Source organism: Ramlibacter sp. MAHUQ-53 (assembly GCF_052600055.1).
This window is the reverse complement of sequence record NZ_JBQWTS010000004.1, coordinates 208,760-221,016: the sequence shown is the minus strand read 5'-3', so window position 1 is coordinate 221,016 and position 12,257 is coordinate 208,760. Positions and strand designations below refer to the sequence as shown.

13 protein-coding genes are annotated in these 12,257 nt (G+C 69.5%); 7 read left to right on the top strand and 6 right to left on the bottom strand.

Features of this window, described 5'->3' with window-relative positions; genetic code table 11:
* Positions 1-58: 58 nt before the first annotated feature.
* Complete coding sequence (gene mpl / locus ACT80S_RS08530) at positions 59-1,441, bottom strand: UDP-N-acetylmuramate:L-alanyl-gamma-D-glutamyl-meso-diaminopimelate ligase (RefSeq protein ID WP_377415082.1); 1,383 nt, start codon at positions 1,439-1,441, stop codon at positions 59-61.
* An 85-nt stretch (positions 1,442-1,526) separates the two neighbouring features.
* On the opposite strand from mpl, the gene ACT80S_RS08525 reads away from it, so the two are divergent.
* The 7 genes from ACT80S_RS08525 (at position 1,527) to ACT80S_RS08495 (ending at position 7,556) form a co-directional block, all read left to right on the top strand.
* Positions 1,527-2,132 (top strand): hypothetical protein, encoded by a 606-nt coding sequence (locus tag ACT80S_RS08525; RefSeq protein WP_377415079.1) that lies wholly within the window; start codon positions 1,527-1,529, stop codon positions 2,130-2,132.
* Entirely contained in the window at positions 2,119-2,658 is a 540-nt protein-coding gene (locus tag ACT80S_RS08520) for a TlpA disulfide reductase family protein (protein ID WP_377415076.1), read from the top strand. Before ACT80S_RS08525 ends, ACT80S_RS08520 begins: the two co-directional genes overlap by 14 nt.
* A gap of 147 nt (positions 2,659-2,805) precedes the next feature.
* Positions 2,806-3,267, top strand: coding sequence for an acetyl-CoA carboxylase biotin carboxyl carrier protein (gene accB / locus ACT80S_RS08515; protein WP_377415073.1), 462 nt, complete (start codon positions 2,806-2,808; stop codon positions 3,265-3,267).
* Complete coding sequence (gene accC / locus ACT80S_RS08510; protein WP_377415070.1) at positions 3,267-4,616, top strand: acetyl-CoA carboxylase biotin carboxylase subunit; 1,350 nt, start codon at positions 3,267-3,269, stop codon at positions 4,614-4,616. Before accB ends, accC begins: the two co-directional genes overlap by 1 nt.
* A 7-nt stretch (positions 4,617-4,623) precedes the next feature.
* Entirely contained in the window at positions 4,624-5,505 is an 882-nt protein-coding gene (gene prmA / locus ACT80S_RS08505) for a 50S ribosomal protein L11 methyltransferase (RefSeq protein ID WP_377415067.1), read from the top strand.
* A gap of 37 nt (positions 5,506-5,542) precedes the next feature.
* Entirely contained in the window at positions 5,543-6,637 is a 1,095-nt protein-coding gene (locus tag ACT80S_RS08500; protein ID WP_377415064.1) for a DUF3426 domain-containing protein, read from the top strand.
* Between the two features lie 37 nt (positions 6,638-6,674).
* Positions 6,675-7,556, top strand: coding sequence for a carbohydrate kinase family protein (locus ACT80S_RS08495; RefSeq protein ID WP_377415061.1), 882 nt, complete (start codon positions 6,675-6,677; stop codon positions 7,554-7,556).
* On the opposite strand, the gene ACT80S_RS08490 is transcribed toward ACT80S_RS08495, so the two are convergent.
* The 5 genes from ACT80S_RS08490 to ACT80S_RS08470 are packed head-to-tail and all read right to left on the bottom strand — an operon-like array spanning position 7,544 to position 12,187.
* Positions 7,544-8,527 carry a branched-chain amino acid ABC transporter permease gene (locus ACT80S_RS08490; RefSeq protein ID WP_377415058.1) on the bottom strand — a complete coding sequence of 328 codons (984 nt, stop codon included), beginning with the start codon at positions 8,525-8,527 and terminating at the stop codon, positions 7,544-7,546. The genes ACT80S_RS08495 and ACT80S_RS08490 overlap by 13 nt on opposite strands.
* Positions 8,528-8,545: 18 nt before the next feature.
* Positions 8,546-9,433, bottom strand: a complete 888-nt coding sequence (locus tag ACT80S_RS08485; protein ID WP_377415056.1) for a branched-chain amino acid ABC transporter permease — start codon at positions 9,431-9,433, stop codon at positions 8,546-8,548.
* Between the two features lie 26 nt (positions 9,434-9,459).
* The gene (locus ACT80S_RS08480; protein WP_377415054.1) at positions 9,460-10,674 is read right to left on the bottom strand and encodes an ABC transporter substrate-binding protein; all 1,215 of its coding nucleotides are present in this window, start codon (positions 10,672-10,674) and stop codon (positions 9,460-9,462) included.
* Between the two features lie 33 nt (positions 10,675-10,707).
* Complete coding sequence (locus ACT80S_RS08475; RefSeq protein ID WP_377415052.1) at positions 10,708-11,412, bottom strand: ABC transporter ATP-binding protein; 705 nt, start codon at positions 11,410-11,412, stop codon at positions 10,708-10,710.
* 1 nt (position 11,413) lies between these two features.
* Entirely contained in the window at positions 11,414-12,187 is a 774-nt protein-coding gene (locus tag ACT80S_RS08470) for an ABC transporter ATP-binding protein (protein ID WP_377415050.1), read from the bottom strand.
* Positions 12,188-12,257 lie beyond the last annotated feature (70 nt).

The following is a 12,257-nucleotide window of genomic DNA, read 5'->3' as shown; positions in this document are numbered from 1 at the left end:
AGGGCCAGCACCGGGCTTCCGAAGGGACTCTGAAGCCCTTCCGCCCGGGGGGTGCGGATTAACCCCGGCCCGCCGCCTCCAGCGCCGCCAGCAGCTTGGCGTGGATCCCGCCGAAGCCGCCATTGCTCATGCACAGGACCTGGTCGCCCTCGCGCGCGGCGGCGACGACCTGCTGCACCAGTGCGTCGATGGTGTCGCCCACCTGGGCGCGCGCGCCCATCGGAGCGAGGGCCTCGCGCGCATCCCAGTCCAGCCCGCCGGCGTGGCAGAAGGCCAGGTCGGCCTGCTCCAGGCTCCAGGGCAGCTGGGACTTCATGGTGCCCAGCTTCATCGTGTTGCTGCGCGGCTCGAACACCGCGAGGATGCGCTGGCCCGGCTGCAGCTGGCGGCGCAGGCCGTCCACCGTCGTGCGGATCGCGGTGGGGTGGTGCGCGAAGTCGTCGAACACCGAGATGCCGCGCACCGTGCCGCGCCGCTCCATGCGGCGCTTGACGTTCTCGAATGCGCCCAGCGCCCGCGCCGCGACCTCGGGCGCCACGCCCACATGGTCAGCAGCCGCGATGGCCGCCAGGGCGTTGAGCTGGTTGTGCACCCCGCCCAGCGACCAGGCCACCCGCGCCACCTTGCGGCCGTGCTGCAGCACGTCGAACGCGCCCGGCTCGCCCTCGGCGGTGAAGTCGCTCACCGCGGCGCCGAAGCTGCGCACCTCGCTCCAGCAGCCCTGGTGCAGCACCCGCGCCAGGCTCTCCTCCAGCCCGTTCACCACCACGCGGCCCGACGGCGGCACCGTGCGCACCAGGTGGTGGAACTGGCGCTCGATCGCCGTCAGGTTGTCGAAGATGTCCGCGTGGTCGAACTCCAGGTTGTTCAGGATCGCGGTGCGCGGGCGGTAGTGGACGAACTTGCTGCGCTTGTCGAAAAAGGCGGTGTCGTACTCGTCGGCCTCGATGACGAAGCAGGGACCCTTCCCGAGCCGGGCCGACACGCCGAAATTCACCGGCACGCCGCCCACCAGGAAGCCGGGCTCCAGCCCCGCCTGCTCCAGCACCCAGGCCAGCATGGAGGTGGTGGTGGTCTTGCCGTGCGTGCCGGCCACCGCCAGCACGTGGCGGCCCTGGAGCACGTTCTCCAGCAGCCACTGCGGGCCGCTGGTGTAGGGCGCGCCGGCATCCAGGATGGCTTCCATCAGGGGGAACTTGGGCGAGCCGTCGGGCAGCCGGGCGCGGGAGACCACGTTGCCGACCACCCAGACATCCGGCCGCAGGGCCATCTGCTCCGCGCCGAAGCCTTCGATCAGGTCGATGCCCAGGGCGCGCAGCTGGTCGCTCATGGGGGGGTAGACGCCGGCGTCGCAGCCGGTGACCCGGTGGCCCGCCTCGCGGGCGAGGGCGGCCACGCCACCCATGAAGGTGCCGCAGATGCCCAGGATATGAATGTGCATGGGCGCCGATTATCGTGGGGCCGGCCGTGGCCTTTGGGCCCGCGCCGCAGGGCCGGACGCCGGGAAGGCGCACAATCGCGCGGTCATGCAAAGCGCCACCTTGGAGATCGCCGCCACCGCCGCCCGCCTGGTGGTGGAGGAGGGCCTGGAATACGGCCCGGCCAAGCGCCGTGCGGTGCGGCAGCTCGGGCTGCCCGCGCGCACCGCGCTCCCGGACAACGACGCCGTCGAGGCCTCGGTCCGTGAATACCTTCAACTCTTCTGCGCCGATACCCAGCCGGCCGAGCTCGCGGCCCTGCGCCGCCTGGCCGCGACCTGGATGGAGCGGCTCGCGGAGTTCCGCCCGCACCTGGGCGGGGCGGTCTGGCACGGCACGGCCACCCGCCTGTCCGACATCTACCTGCAGCTGTTCTGCGACGACCCCAAGTCCGCCGAGATCACCCTGATCGACAAGGGCGTCGACTTCGAGGCCCGCAGCGTCCCCGGCTTCCAGGGCGAGCCGGTCGATGCCCTGAGCCTGTCGGTGCGTTGCGCCGAGCTGGGCGAGATGATCGGCCTGCACCTGCTCATTCACGACCATGACGACCTGCGCGGGGCCCTGCGCCGCGATGCCCGCGGCCGGCAGCCGCGCGGCGACCTGGCCGACCTGCGGGCCCTGATGGCCCAGGAGGTGACCGATGGCCAGCCCTGAAATGCGCCGCCGCCTGCTGGTCGGCGGTGTCGCCGCCGCTGCCGCCGGTGCCGGCGCCCTGATCGCCTGGAAGCGGCTGCAGCCCGCCCCGCTGGCGGATGCCGCCGCGGAGGGCCTGTGGAGCAGGACCTTCGAAACCCCCGCCGGCCCCCCCCTGGCGCTGGCCAGCCTGCGCGGCCGCCCGCTGCTCGTGAACTTCTGGGCCACCTGGTGCCCGCCCTGCGTCGAGGAAATGCCGATGCTGGACGCCTTCTTCCGGGAAAATTCGGCATCCGGCTGGCAAGTGATCGGATTGGCGATCGACCAGCCCAGTTCGGTACGGCGTTTCCTGGAGCGCACGCCCGTGACTTTTCCCATCGGCTTCGCCGGACTTGAAGGCACGGAACTGGGCAAGGCCCTCGGAAATTCCTCAGGCGGATTGCCGTTCACTGTCGTGCTCGGGCCGGACGGTTCCGTGAGGCAGCGTAAAATGGGGCAGGTGACAACTGCCGAGCTGGCGGCCTGGAAGGCCGCCGCCGGAACCTGAGACAAGGGCGGACACCGCTCCGCCAGTCGCTCAAATGGCCGCTAGAAAAAGAAAAATAGCGCCAGATGCCGAAAAATGCCGCAAATTGGCGAAATATTCGGTACATTCCACCCTTTAGACCGTATTCAAGGATCCCTGGAGACCCTCATGGACTTGCGCAAACTCAAGACGTTGATCGACCTGGTGTCGGACTCCAACGTCTCCGAACTGGAAATCACCGAGGCTGAAGGCAAGGTCCGCATCGTCAAGGGCCAGCCTGCCGTGGTGCAGGTGGCTGCCGCCCCGGCCGTCGTGGCCGCTGCCGCTGCCCCCGCGATCGCTGCCGTTCCTGCCGCCGCCGCGCCCGCGCCGGCCGCCGCCCCGGCCGAGCCTGCCGGCCACGCCGTCAAGTCGCCCATGGTCGGCACCTTCTACCGGGCTTCCAGCCCGGGTGCCAAGCCCTTCGTCGAGGTCGGCCAGCAGGTCAAGGCCGGCGACACGATCTGCATCATCGAGGCGATGAAGATCCTCAACGAGATCGAGGCCGACAAGGCCGGCACCATCAGCAAGATCCTGTGCGAGAACGGCCAGGCCGTCGAGTACGGCCAGTCGCTGTTCGTGATCGAGTGATGTTCAAGAAGATCCTCGTCGCCAACCGAGGCGAGATTGCCCTGCGAGTCCAGCGCGCCTGCCGCGAGCTGGGCGTGACCGCGGTCATGGTCTATTCGGAGGCCGACCGCGAAGCCAAATATGTGAAGCTGGCCGACGAGGCCGTCTGCATCGGCCCCGCGCCGTCGCCGCTCAGTTACCTGAACGTGCCCGCCATCATCTCGGCGGCCGAGGTGACCGACGCGGAAGCCATCCACCCCGGCTACGGCTTCCTCTCCGAGAACGCCGACTTCGCCGAGCGCGTCGAGAAGAGCGGCTTCCAGTTCATCGGCCCCACGCCTGAATCCATCCGGATCATGGGCGACAAGGTCTCGGCCAAGCAGGCCATGATCAAGGCCGGCGTGCCCTGCGTGCCCGGCTCCGAGGGCGAGCTGCCGGAAGACCCGGTGCAGGTGCGCCGCATCGCCAAGTCCATCGGCTACCCCGTCATCATCAAGGCGGCGGGCGGTGGCGGCGGCCGCGGCATGCGCGTGGTCCACACCGAAGCCGCGCTGATCAATGCCGTCGCCATGACGCGCGCCGAAGCCGGCGCCGCCTTCGGCAACCCGGCGGTGTACATGGAGAAGTTCCTCCAGAACCCGCGCCACATCGAGATCCAGGTCCTGGCCGACAAGCACCGCAACGCGGTCTACCTCGGCGAGCGCGACTGCTCCATGCAGCGCCGCCACCAGAAGGTGATCGAGGAAGCGCCGGCCCCCGGCATCCCGCGCAAGCTGATCGACAAGATCGGCGAGCGCTGTGTCGCCGCCTGCAAGAAGATCGGCTACCGCGGCGCGGGCACCTTCGAGTTCCTGTACGAGAACGGCGAGTTCTACTTCATCGAGATGAACACCCGCGTGCAGGTGGAGCATCCGGTGACCGAGCTGATCACGGGCGTGGACATCGTCAAGACCCAGATCATGGTGGCCGCCGGCGAGAAGCTGCCCTTCTCTCAGCGCGACATCCAGATCCGCGGCCACGCGATCGAGTGCCGCGTGAACGCCGAGGACCCGTTCAAGTTCGTGCCGTCGCCCGGCCGCATCACCCAGTGGCACGCCCCCGGCGGCCCGGGCGTGCGCGTCGACTCGCACGTCTACAACAACTACTTCGTGCCGCCCAACTACGACAGCATGATCGGCAAGATCATCGTCCACGGCGACACCCGCGACCAGGCGCTGGCCCGCATGCGCACCGCGCTGCTGGAGACGGTGGTCGAGGGCATCAACACCAACATCCCGCTGCACCGCGAGCTGATGGTGGACGCCAAGTTCATGACCGGCGGCACGAACATCCACTACCTCGAAGAGTGGCTGGGCCACCACAAGCGCTGAGCCCCTGATGTTCGAACTGAGCCTGCTGTGCCCCGAGGACCGCGTCGAGGTCCTCTCCGATGCGCTCGACGCGCTGGACGCGCTGAGCGTGTCCGTCGAGGACGCCGACGCCCACACCGAGGCCGAGCAGGCCCTGTTCGGCGAGCCGGGCATGCCGCCGCCCAAGGAGGGCTGGCAGCGCTCGCGCGTGGTCGCCCTGTTCCCCACGGAGGCCGCAGCCCAGGAGGCGGCGCGCCTGCTGCAGGTGCAGGACTTCTTCGGCGGCTGCCGCCTGCTGGGCGTGGCCGCCGTGCCGGACCAGGACTGGGTGCGCCTGACGCAGTCCCAGTTCGAGCCGGTGGAGATCACGCCCGAGTTCTGGATCGTGCCCACCTGGCACGAGCCGCCGGCGCAGGCCACCCGGGTGATCCGCCTGGACCCGGGCCTGGCCTTCGGCACCGGCACCCACCCGACCACGCGCATGTGCCTGCGCTGGATCGCCACCCACCCGGTGGCCGGCCAGCGCGTGCTCGATTACGGCTGCGGCTCGGGCATCCTGGCGATCGGCGCGGCCAAGTTCGGCGCCACCGACATCGACGCGGTCGACATCGACGAGGCCGCGGTGCGCTCCACGCTGGACAATGCCCAGGCCAACGAGGCCTCCCTGCGCGCCGGCCTGCCGGACAAGGCGCAAGGCACCTATGACACCGTGCTCGCCAACATCCTGGCGACGCCGCTGAAGGTGCTGGCCCCGCTGCTGTGCGGCCATGTGCGCCCGGGCGGCTCGCTGGTGCTCGCGGGCATCCTGGCGCGCCAGGCCGACGAGCTCAAGGAAGCCTACGCGCCCTATGCCTCGCTCGAGGTCTCGGACACCGAGGACGGCTGGATCCTCATGACCGCGCGCTTCTGATTCGCGCCGCGTCGGGCCTGTCTACAATGCCCTTCGCATGAGCCTGATCACCCGTTGCCCCGCTTGCGGAACCCGGTTCCGGGTGGTGCCCGATCAGCTCAAGATTTCCGATGGCTGGGTGCGCTGCGGCCAGTGCAGCGAGGTGTTCGATGCCTCGGCCGTGGTGCAGTCGGTGCCGGACCTGGCGCCAGCCTCGCTCCCGTCCTCCGTCGCTGCTGACGCCAGCCGCTTCGCCCCGTCCCCGGCGCACGCCGCGCCGCCGAGCGAGCCGCGGGATACGGCAGCCGACGCGGGCTTCGAAGCCACCGTCGCGGTCGAGGACCTGCCGGCGCCCGAGGCGCAGGACACGGTCGTCGAGCTTCCGCCCTGGGCCAGCGAGCCCTCGGCGGATGCGCCAGGCGGCCCGGCCGAACCGCACGAACCGCATCCGTCCGCCGAAGGCCGCATCGAGCCCACGCTCGATGCCCCCGCCGGGCCCGAGCTGCCGTCCCCCGGCGCGGCATCCGCATCGCTGCAGCCGGAGGAGACGCGCCCCGCTGCCGCAGCCGGCACGCCTGACGACGCCCCCGGGCCCGCGTCCGAGGCCGCCGGCCCGTCCCGGCTCGAGGACATTTCCTTCGTCCGCCAGGCCCGCCGCCGCGCGCTCTGGCGCCGGCCCGTGGTGCGGGCTGCGCTCGGCCTGCTGGCCCTGGCCCTGCTGGCGGTGCTGTCCGCCCAGCTCGCGCTGCACCACCGCGACCGGCTGGCCAACGCCTTCCCGGTCCTGAAGCCGGCGCTCGAGCTCCTGTGCCAGCCGCCCCAGTGCCGCATCGGCCCGCCGCGCCAGATCGATGCGGTCGCCATCGACGGCTCGAGCTTCAGCCGACTGCGGCCCGACGCCTACCGGCTCACGGTCACGCTCTCCAACCCGTCCTCGGCCGCCGTGGCCCTGCCGGCGCTGGAGCTGACCCTCACCGATACCCAGGACCAGCCCGTGCTGCGGCGCGTGCTGCAGCCCGCCGACCTCGGCCCCGAGGCCCCGGCCGTCCTGGCCGCCAGCACCGAGTGGACCGCCACGCTCACCCTCGCCGTGGCCCCCGGCCCGGCGACCGCGCGCATCGCGGGCTACCGGCTGCTGGCTTTCTACCCCTGACCCCTTTCCCTTTCTTTCCTACAAGGCAGACGACACCATGGCCGCCGTGATCTGTGGATCCCTCGCGTTCGACACCATCATGAACTTCGAGGGCAAGTTCTCGCAGCAGATCCTCCCCGAGCAACTGCACATCCTCAACGTGTCCTTCCTGGTCCCGGCGCTGCGCCGCGACTTCGGGGGCTGCGCCGGCAACATCGCCTACGCGCTCAAGCTCCTGGGCGGCACGCCCCTGCCCATGGCCACCGTCGGCAGCGACGGCGCCGGTTACCTCGAGCGCATGAGGAAGCTGGGCATCAGCACCGAGTTCGTGCGCCAGGTGGACGACACCTACACCGCGCAGGCGATGATCATGACGGACCTGGACAACAACCAGATCACCGCCTTCCACCCGGGCGCGATGATGCAGGCCCACATCACCCGCATCGAGCCGCGCGCCGACATCAAGCTGGGCATCATCTCGCCCGACGGCCGTGACGCCATGCTGCAGCACGCCGAGCAGTTCAAGGCCGCCGGCATCCCCTTCGTGTTCGACCCGGGCCAGGGCCTGCCCATGTTCGGCGGCGACGAGCTGGCGAACTTCGTCGACCAGGCCACCTGGGTCACGGTCAACGACTACGAGGGCAAGATGCTGTGCGAGCGCACCGGCTGGACGCCGGCCGAGATCTCGCGCCGCGTGCAGGGCCTGGTGATCACGCTGGGCGGCGAGGGCTGCGAGGTCTGGGTCGACGGCGAGAAGACCCACGTGCCCCCGGTCTCCGCGAAGGACGTGGTCGACCCCACCGGCTGCGGCGACGCCTGGCGCGGCGCGCTGCTGCACGGGCTGGAGCAGGGCTGGTCGCTGGCGAAGTGCGCGGAGCTGGGCAACCGCGTCGGCGCGATCAAGATCGCCAGCAAGGGCCCGCAGAACTACACGCTCTGAGCGTCGGCGGCCGGCCGCTGCGCCGGCGCGGCGCCGCGCGCGCGGCGCCGCTCGATCCACGCGAGCAGCTCGCCGACCAGGCCCTTGCGGAAGGACAGCACGCACACCACGAAGATCACGCCGATGATCACCGTGACCCAGGCGCCCACCTTGTCGGCCAGCATGTTCTGCAGGCCGATCACGATGGCCGAGCCGAGGACCGGGCCGAAGAAGGTGCCCACGCCCCCCAGCAGGCTCATGAGGATGACCTCGCCGGACATCGACCAGTGCACGTCCGACAGGGAGGCGAAGCCCAGCACCAGTGTCTTGAGCGAGCCGGCCAGGCCGGCCAGGGCGGCCGACAGCACGAAGGCCAGCAGCTTGTAGCGGTCCACCTCGTAGCCGAGCGAGACGGCGCGCGGCTCGTTCTCGCGGATCATCTTCAGCACCTGGCCGAAGGGCGAGCTGACGATGCGCTGGATTCCCAGGTAGCAGGCGACGAACACCGCCAGCACCAGGTAGTACAGGACGGTGTCCGAGTCCAGCGGCAGCAGGCCCAGCAGCTGGCCGCGCGGCACGCCCTGCAGGCCGTCCTCGCCGCCGGTGAAGGGCGCCTGCAGCGCGATGAAGAAGACGATCTGCGCCAGCGCCAGGGTGATCATGGCGAAGTAGATGCCCTGGCGCCGGATGGCGATCAGGCCCACCACCAGCCCCAGCAGGCCGCCGATCACCGTGCCCGCCAGCAGGCCCAGTTCGGGGGTGAAGCCGCCGGACTTCATGAGCCAGCCGGCCGCGTAGGCTGCGCCGCCGAAGAAGGCCGCATGGCCGAAGGACAGCAGCCCGGTGAACCCCAGCAGCAGGTTGAACGCACAGGCGAACAGGGCGAAGCACAGCAGCTTCATCATGAACACCGGGTACAGGCCGACCAGGGGCGCGGCCAGCGCCAGCGCCAGCAGCGCGAGGTAGATGAGGCGGGAAAGTTTAGACAGCATGGCTCGAGGACGGGCGGGTCATGTTTCCTTGCCGAAGAGGCCGGCGGGGCGCAGCACCAGCACGATGGCCATGATCACGAAGACGACGATGCTGGAGGCCTCGGGGTAGAACACCCGGGTGAAGCCCTCGATCACGCCCAGTCCCAGGCCGGTGACCACCGAACCGAGGATGGAGCCCATCCCGCCGATCACCACCACCGCGAAGACCACGATGATCAGGTTGGAGCCCATGAGCGGCGTGACCTGGATCACCGGCGCTGCCAGCACGCCCGCGAGGGCGGCCAGTGCGGCGCCGGCGCCGTAGGTCAGCATGACCATCATCGGCACGTTCACGCCGAAGGCCTGGACCAGCTTCGCGTTCTCGGTGCCGGCCCGCAGGTAGGCGCCCAGCCGCGTGCGCTCGATCAGCCACCAGGTGCCCAGGCACACGACGACGGACGCCAGCACCACCCAGGCCCGGTAATTGGGCAGGATCATGAACCCGAGGTTGGTCGCACCCGCCAGTTCCTCGGGCACCGAGTAGGACTGGCCCGAGACGCCGTACTGGTCGCGGAAGATGCCCTCCAGGATCAGCGACAGGCCGAAGGTGAGCAGCAACCCGTACAACGGGTCCAGCCCGTACAGCCGCTTGAGGAAGCTCCGCTCGATCAGCACGCCGAGCGTGCCCACCATCAGCGGCGCCAGCAGCAGCGACCACCAGTAACCGATCCCCCACTTGTCCAGCATGATCCAGGCGGCGAAGGCGCCCACCATGTACAGCGCGCCATGCGCGAAGTTCACGATGTCCAGCAGGCCGAAGATCACCGCCAGGCCCAGGGAGAGCATGGCGTAGAACGCGCCGTTCACCAGCCCGAGCATCAGCTGCCCGAGGAAGGCCTGGATGGGAATGCCGAAGATTTCAGTCATGGGGTCCGGTCAGCGGGGCGCGTGCGTCACTTCCAGAGGGGGCACTTGGAGTCGGCCTTGGTGGTCCAGGCCTCCTCGCCCTTGAAGACCTGCTTGACCTCGTAGTAGTCCCAGGGTTCGGTGGACTTGTCGGGCGACTTCACCTGCATCAGGTACATGTCATGGATCACCCGGCCGTCGGCGCGAACGTAGCCGCCCTTCATGAAGATGTCGTTGAACTTGGCCTTCTTCAGGTGGGCCAGCACCTTCTCGGGGTCGTCGGTGCCGGTGGCCTTGACGGCGGCCAGGTACTGGGTGGCGGCCGAGTAGTCGGCGGCCTGCAGCGAGGAGGGCATGCGCTTCATCTTCTCGAAGAAGCGGCGCGACCAGGCGCGGGTCTCCTGGCTCTGGTTCCAGTACCAGCTGTCCGTGAGGTACATGCCCTGGGTGGTCTTCAGGCCCAGCGAGTGGATGTCGTTGATGAACACCAGCAGGCCGGCCAGCTTCATCGACTTGGTGATGCCGAACTCGTTGGCCGCCTTGATGGAGTTGATGGTGTCGCCGCCGGCGTTGGCCAGGCCCAGGATCTGCGCCTTGCTGCCCTGCGCCTGCAGCAGGAACGAGGAGAAGTCGCTGGCGTTGAGCGGGGCGCGCACCGAGCCCACCACCTTGCCGCCGTTGGCCTCGACCACCTTGGTGGTGTCGGCCTGCAGCTGGTGGCCGAAGGCGTAGTCGGCGGTGAGGAAGTACCAGGACTTGCCGCCCTGCTTGACCACCGCGGCGCCCGTGCCCTTGGCCAGGGCGGTGGTGTCATAGGCCCAGTGCAGGGTGTAGGGCGTGCACTGGTCGTTGGTCAGCGCGGAGGTGGCGGCGCCCACCACCATGAAGGGGCGCTTCTTCTCGGCGGCGACCTTGGCCATGGCCAGGTTCACGCCGGAGTTGGTGCCGCCGATCAGCATGTCCAGGCCCTGGGTGTCGAACCACTCGCGGGCCTTGGTGGCGGCCACGTCGGGCTTGTTCTGGTGGTCGGCCGAGAGGACCTCGATCTTCTTGCCGTTGATGGCGCCGCCCATGTCGGCGATGGCCATGCGCACCGCCTCGACGCCGCCGGGGCCATCGATGTCGGCGTAGACGCTGGACATGTCGGTGATGATGCCGATGCGGATCACGTCACCCGAGAACTGCGCCTGGGCCGGGGCGGACAGTCCGGCGAGGCCGGCGAAGGCGAGGGTGCAGGCTGCGACGGTCTTCCTGAGTTTCATGGGGGTCTCCTTCATCATCGAAAAGGGCGGCGCTCACACGCCGAGGTACTCCTGCAGCATGGCCATGTTGCCCTGCAACTGGTGCTGCGCGAATTCGCGGACGATCTTGCCGTGCTCCATCACGTAGAAGCGGTCGGCGAGGGGCGCGGCGAAGCGGAAGTTCTGCTCCACCAGCACGATGGTGTAGCCCTTGGCCTTGAGCGTGCGGATGGTCTCGGCGAGCTTCTGCACGATCACCGGGGCCAGGCCCTCGGAGATTTCGTCGAGCAGCAGCAGTCGCGCGCCGGTGCGCAGGATGCGCGCCACCGCCAGCATCTGCTGCTCGCCGCCGGACAGGCGCGTGCCGGGGCTGGCGGCGCGCTCCTTGAGGTTGGGGAACATCTCGTAGATCTCGGCCACGCTCATGCCGCCGGCGGCCAGGGTGGGCGGCAGCAGCAGGTTCTCCTGCGCCGAGAGGCTGGCGAAGATGCCGCGCTCCTCGGGGCAGTAGCCCAGGCCCAGGCGCGCCACCTTGTGCGGCGCCAGCTTGATGGCCTCGCGCCCGGCCACGCGGATCGAGCCGGTGCGCCGGCCGGTCAGGCCCATGATGGCGCGCAGGGTGGTGGTGCGGCCTGCGCCGTTGCGCCCCAGCAGCGAGACCACCTCGCCCTCGTTCACCGTGAGGTTCACGCCATGCAGCACGTGGGACTCGCCGTACCAGGCGTGCAGGTCCTGAATCTCCAGCAGCTCCTGGGCCATGTCAGTGGGCTCCCTGCAGCTCGGTGTCGGCGGAGCCCATGTAGGCCTCGATCACCTGCGGGTCGCGGGAGACCTCGGCATAGGGACCGTCGGCGATCACCGAGCCGCGCTGCAGCACGGTGATGCGGTCGGCGATGGACGACACCACGTTCATGTTGTGCTCCACCATCAGGATGGTGCGGCCGATGGAGACCTTCTTGATCAACTGCGTGACCCGGCCCACGTCCTCGTGGCCCATGCCCTGGGTGGGTTCGTCCAGCAGCATCAGGTCGGGCTCCAGGGCCATGGTGGTGGCCAGCTCCAGGGCGCGCTTGCGGCCATAGGGCAGGTTGACGGTGAGTTCGTCCTGGAAATCGAGCAGGTCCACGTCGTCCAGCAGCTGGCGGGCGCGGTCATGCAGGTGGTACAGGGAGCTCTCGGGCGTCCAGAAGTGGAAGGAGGTGCCCTCGCCGCGCTGGAGGGCGGCGCGCACGTTCTCCAGCACCGTCATGTGCGGGAAGACGGCCGAAATCTGGAAGGAGCGCACGATGCCGCGGCGCGCGGTCTGCGCGGGCTTCTCGTGGGTGATGTCCTGGCCGCGATAGGTGATGGTGCCCCGCGTGGGCGGCAGGAACTTGGTCAGGAGGTTGAAGAAGGTGGTCTTGCCGGCGCCGTTGGGGCCGATCAGCGCGTGGATGTCTCCGCGCCGGACCTTCAGGTCGACGTTGTTGACCGCCACGAATCCCTTGAATTCCTTGGTCAGGCCCTGCGTCTCGAGGATGTACTCCGTCGACAAGTTGCGCTCCCAAAACAGACGGGCCCACTGTAGGTGGGCCCGCTGCGGCGCAACAGGGGGGAAAGCCCCT

Bases quoted from the DNA above. Each gene is read 5' to 3' on its own strand.
- mpl (WP_377415082.1), bottom strand. From the start codon at position 1,441: ATGCACATTCATATCCTGGGCATCTGCGGCACCTTCATGGGTGGCGTG.
- ACT80S_RS08525 (WP_377415079.1), top strand. From the start codon at position 1,527: ATGCAAAGCGCCACCTTGGAGATCGCCGCCACCGCCGCCCGCCTGGTG.
- ACT80S_RS08520 (WP_377415076.1), top strand. From the start codon at position 2,119: ATGGCCAGCCCTGAAATGCGCCGCCGCCTGCTGGTCGGCGGTGTCGCC.
- accB (WP_377415073.1), top strand. From the start codon at position 2,806: ATGGACTTGCGCAAACTCAAGACGTTGATCGACCTGGTGTCGGACTCC.
- accC (WP_377415070.1), top strand. From the start codon at position 3,267: ATGTTCAAGAAGATCCTCGTCGCCAACCGAGGCGAGATTGCCCTGCGA.
- prmA (WP_377415067.1), top strand. From the start codon at position 4,624: ATGTTCGAACTGAGCCTGCTGTGCCCCGAGGACCGCGTCGAGGTCCTC.
- ACT80S_RS08500 (WP_377415064.1), top strand. From the start codon at position 5,543: ATGAGCCTGATCACCCGTTGCCCCGCTTGCGGAACCCGGTTCCGGGTG.
- ACT80S_RS08495 (WP_377415061.1), top strand. From the start codon at position 6,675: ATGGCCGCCGTGATCTGTGGATCCCTCGCGTTCGACACCATCATGAAC.
- ACT80S_RS08490 (WP_377415058.1), bottom strand. From the start codon at position 8,527: ATGCTGTCTAAACTTTCCCGCCTCATCTACCTCGCGCTGCTGGCGCTG.
- ACT80S_RS08485 (WP_377415056.1), bottom strand. From the start codon at position 9,433: ATGACTGAAATCTTCGGCATTCCCATCCAGGCCTTCCTCGGGCAGCTG.
- ACT80S_RS08480 (WP_377415054.1), bottom strand. From the start codon at position 10,674: ATGAAACTCAGGAAGACCGTCGCAGCCTGCACCCTCGCCTTCGCCGGC.
- ACT80S_RS08475 (WP_377415052.1), bottom strand. From the start codon at position 11,412: ATGGCCCAGGAGCTGCTGGAGATTCAGGACCTGCACGCCTGGTACGGC.